Annotated in this window: 3 protein-coding genes; 2 read left to right on the forward strand and 1 reads right to left on the reverse strand. The window is 54.8% G+C overall.

Translation table 11 applies throughout. The annotated features are described in order from the left end of the window. Positions 1–158 precede the first annotated feature (158 nt). Complete coding sequence (gene tyrS, locus M7R55_RS01545) at positions 159–1349, reverse strand: tyrosine--tRNA ligase (protein WP_298217874.1); 1191 nt, start codon at positions 1347–1349, stop codon at positions 159–161. Between the two features lie 36 nt (positions 1350–1385). On the opposite strand from tyrS, the gene M7R55_RS01550 reads away from it, so the two are divergent. Next, the gene (locus M7R55_RS01550) at positions 1386–2951 is read left to right on the forward strand and encodes a peptidoglycan DD-metalloendopeptidase family protein (protein WP_298217870.1); all 1566 of its coding nucleotides are present in this window, start codon (positions 1386–1388) and stop codon (positions 2949–2951) included. 5 nt (positions 2952–2956) lie between these two features. Next, positions 2957–4105 (forward strand): anhydro-N-acetylmuramic acid kinase (locus M7R55_RS01555; RefSeq protein ID WP_298217872.1); only part of this gene is annotated, 1149 nt, incomplete at its 3' end.

Genomic DNA, 4105 nt, shown 5'->3' on the forward strand with positions numbered 1-4105 from the left:
CTTTCGTCTCGTTTGTTTCTCTCGTTTCGAGGAGGTGCGCATTATACTCAACGCTTTCACCCCGTCAACACTTATTTTTCTAAGTGCCCGGCCCTCTCAGACCGCCCCGCCACGCCGTCGCAGCAGGGAGGCGAACTATACAGTCCTGATACTTTCCGTCAAGCCCCCGATGTGACATTTGTCACATTTATTTTCGCCATGCGGCGCTTGCCCACCTGAATGATGTGCTCGCCCGCCTCCAGAACCGCCCCTTTGTCGTCGACAACTTCTCCACCCAGGCGCACTGCGCCCGCCTTCATGTGACGAAACGCCTCGGAGGTTGATGCCACCATGCCAATCTCTTTCAACGCTTGCGCCACGCCAAGGCCTGCGGGCAAGTCATGCTCGGGCAAATCGTCAGGGATTTCGGATTTTGCGAACCGGGCAATAAATCGTTCTCTCGCCTCGGCACCCGATCCTTCTCCATGGAATCGGTCTACGATCTCCATCGCCAACTCGAACTTGATATCCCGTGGATTGCGCCCGGTTTGCATTTCCTCGCGCAGCTTCTTGATCTCAACCAAGGGGCGAAATGAGAGCAGATCGAAGTAACGCCACATCAATTCATCGGAAATCTTCATCAGCTTGCCGAACTGCTCATCGGGCGCCTCCTCGATTCCGATATAGTTGCCCAGCGATTTGGACATTTTCTGCACCCCATCGAGCCCTTCGAGCAACGGCATGGTGATGACTGTCTGCTGCGGCTGGCCATATTGCTTCTGCAACTCGCGCCCCATCAGCAGGTTGAACTTCTGGTCGGTACCCCCTAGCTCGACATCCGCTTTTAGCGCCACCGAGTCGTATCCCTGCACTAAAGGATAGAGGAACTCATGGATGGCTATAGGCTGATGAGCGCCATAGCGCTTGGAAAAGTCATCCCGTTCCAACATGCGCGCCACTGTTTGACGACTAGCCAGCTCAATCAGATCCGCCGCCGTCATCGCTCCCATCCAGGTCGAATTGAACACGATTTCTGTTTTATCGGGGTCCAGAATCTTGAATATCTGACGCTGATAGGTTTTAGCGTTTTCCTGCACCTGCTCCCGCGTCAACGTCGGGCGGGTCGCACTTTTACCCGTCGGGTCGCCGATCATCCCGGTGAAGTCGCCAATCAGAAACAAAATCTGGTGCCCCATCTGCTGGAATTGGCGCAGCTTGTTAATCAACACCGTGTGCCCGAGGTGCAAATCAGGGGCTGTCGGGTCAAAACCCGCCTTGATTCGAAGCATACGGCCGGACTTTAGTCGCTCGACCAAGTCCTGCTCCAACAAAATCTCTTCAGCGCCACGGCGTATCTCTTCCAACGCCATCGTCAGTCGATTGTCCACAATTCCTCTCTCACTAAATTGAAACCTCATGGCAAGCCTTGTATGGTAACCGCTTATATTAATAATGCTGAATGGAATACCGACTCAATGGATCAACGCCCCCTGTTTGCATCTTCGCGGAAGAAATCTCGCGTTGCCACTTGGATTCGCCTCAGCGCCTTGATTGCTGGCGTGGGCTCTCTGGGCATCGTGATCGCCAAAATCTCGATTCCGACTGATCCGGCACTGGATCAACGCATCGACCTGAGCATCGCCACTGCGATCTCCCCTGAACCCACCGCTGCACTGGTATCCAACGCCCCCGCGGAACCCGCCGATACCTTCCTGAATAACGATCTTTTATCTGACCACTTGTTCAGCTCGATAAGCAACTCGTTAAACGATCCATTAAACGACCAGACGTCCGATCAGGCCATCTCTTTGACAGAATCTGAGAGTACCGCTGGCGCAGCCGAACCCATTGCCACCAAAGTCCAGGTGAAATCAGGCGACAGCCTGTCGACAATCTTTTCTCGTTTGGGCCTCGGCTATCAGGCTGTTTCAGATGTCATCGCAGTTGGCGACCAGGCCGCTCCACTCAAAAACCTGCGCCCGGGCGACCAAATCAGCCTCGAGCTGACCCCCGACAACCAACTGCTGGCAATCAACTATCAGATCGCCCCCAACGAAACCCTTAGCATCCGCCGGAACGACGAGGATCAATTCACTGCGGACAATATAGTTCTGCCGATGGAAACCCGGCTGACGACGGCCAGCGGCGTGATCGACAGCTCGCTGTACCAGTCCGCGATTGAGTCGGGCTTATCGGCGAGCATGGTCATGGAGTTGGCTGAGATATTCGGCTGGAAGATCAACTTCCTCAACGACGTCCAAAATGGCGACCACTTCCGGATCGTATATGAAGCGAAGTATGTGAACGGCAAGCGCGTGGATACCGGCGCGGTCGTCGCTGCGGAATTCGTCAATAATGGCAAAACATATCAGGCGGTACGCTATACCGCCCCAAATGGAAAAACCGGCTATTACGAACCCAACGGAGCCAACCTTGAGCGCGGCTTTCTGCGCTATCCGGTCGCATTTTCAAGAATCAGCTCGAAATTCAACCTGCACCGAATGCACCCCCTCTACCACAAGATTAAGGCGCATAAGGGCGTTGACTTTGCAGCCCCCACAGGCACCCCCATCCAAGCTGCCAGTAACGGAAAAATCGAGTTCATTGGCTGGCAACACGGCTACGGCAAGGTGATTAAAATCAAGCATGAAGGCGGCTTCGAAACGGTTTACGGTCACATGTCCCGTTTCAATAACCAGATAAAACGAGGTAGCCACGTCGATATGGGCGAGACCATCGGCTATGTCGGGATGACTGGAGATGCAACCGGTCCGCATCTGCATTATGAGTTCCATGTCAATGGCGTATACACCGACCCACTGGTAGCCAAACTACCCGAAGCCAACCCTATTCCCTCAAAATACCGCCAGGATTTCCTCGCCCAGACACAGTCCGCCTTGGATTTAATGGTCAAGGATGAGCGTCAGGCGTCACGAACTGTAACAAATACCATCACAGCCACGGCGGACTAGTTCCAATGTCTCCCTTCTTTGACCTAGCCGCGCGCGCAGAAAAAGGGATATTCATTGGTGTGATATCGGGTACCAGCATGGATGGTATCGACGCCTGTGCTGTGGATTTTTCCGGCCAACCTGCACGGGTTGTCGCCCACCAAACACTCGACCTAGGTGATTTGACAAAGGACATGCGCGCACTGGCACTTGGTAAAACACCCGAGCATATCGATGCCATCGATTTCCTTGGGCAATTGGACGCTCAGATGGCTGAACGCTTCGGCGAGTGCGTTCTGGCTTTGCTGTCGAAGCACCGTATCCAAGCCAGTGATGTCGTTGCGATAGGCAGCCACGGACAAACTGTGCGCCACCGCCCGGCATCGACACCCTCTTTTACGCTGCAGATTGGCGATCCAAACATAATCGCCGAGCGGACCGGAATTGCCGTCGTAGCTGACTTCCGACGTCGGGATATGGCGGCAGGCGGCCAGGGTGCTCCGCTGGTTCCTCCGGCACACCTGGCTCTTTTTGGCGCAAAGGAAGGTCAAAACAACGTACTCATCACGGTCAATCTGGGGGGGATTGGCAATATCGCCGTGATGGCCCCGGATACGCCGTTATTCGGCTTCGATACCGGTCCGGCCAACACACTAATGGATGCGTGGATCAAACTGCAACACGGACTTGATTACGACGAAAATGGCCAGTGGGCAGCAACTGGCAAGCTGAACGAAGACCTGCTGCAACATTTGCTGAAAGAGCCGTTTTTTCAGCAGGCACCCCCCAAATCAACAGGAATTGAATTGTTCAATCTCGACTGGCTTCGCGCACGGGCCGAACATCAGCTGGACACACTGCCAGCCGAAGACATTCAGGCCACACTGGCCGCACTGACAGCACAAACCATCGCCGAATCCCTGCGCCCTTGGCTCACGGCCTCTACTGATTCATTAGTCATCCTGGCGGGGGGCGGTGCTAGAAACAGATTCCTCACCAGCCTGATTCAAGAGTCAGTACAAAACATCCGCGCAGGAACGCGGGTCGAAACCAGCGACCTCTTCGGCATCGATCCGCAATGCGTCGAGTGTGCTGCCTTCGCCTGGTTGGCACGGCAGTTTTTATTAGGGGAAGCGGGGAACGCCCCGTCGGTGACGGGAGCCGAAGGTTTGCGC

Origin of the sequence: Halothiobacillus sp., from assembly GCF_027346185.1 — a bacterium.
Taxonomy (GTDB): Bacteria; Pseudomonadota; Gammaproteobacteria; order Halothiobacillales; family Halothiobacillaceae; genus Halothiobacillus.